1 protein-coding gene is annotated in these 470 nt (G+C 65.5%); it reads right to left on the bottom strand.

The features are described 5' to 3' along the window. Positions 1 to 470 (bottom strand): chemotaxis protein CheW (locus G8O24_RS42690; RefSeq protein ID WP_188108431.1); only part of this gene is annotated, 470 nt, incomplete at both ends.

Genomic DNA, 470 nt, shown 5'->3' with positions numbered 1-470 from the left:
CTTCGGTGTGGAACACGCCGTCAACCACGATGCCAAACGTCTGGCTGCCGACCTGGGTGACCACGATAAAACCGTTCTCGGGATCGCTGGCCGCACCGTCGTCGATCTTGAGCAGCTTCTTCAGGTGAATCAGCGGCAGCAGCTTGTTGCGAAGGCGCAGGACGGCGGTGTCCTTGATGCGCTCGATGCGGTGCTCCGAGTTGGCGCGGGCCCGGACCAGCTCGACCACCGAGAGCTGCGGGATCGCAAAGCGGTCGCCGGCAGCCTCGACGATCAGGGCCGAGACGATGGCCAAGGTCAGCGGGATCTTGATGGTGACGGAGGAGCCTTCGCCGGCCACGCTCTTGATGTCGATGGTGCCGCCGATCTGGTCGATATTGGTGCGGACCACGTCCATGCCGACGCCGCGGCCGGAGACCGAGGTGACGGCGGCGGCGGTCGAGAAGCCCGGCGCGAAGATGAACTTGGGG

It is taken from the genome of Bradyrhizobium campsiandrae (genome assembly GCF_014529705.1).
Lineage (GTDB): Bacteria > Pseudomonadota > Alphaproteobacteria > Rhizobiales > Xanthobacteraceae > Bradyrhizobium > Bradyrhizobium campsiandrae.
This window is presented reverse-complemented; position numbering and strand designations above follow the sequence as displayed.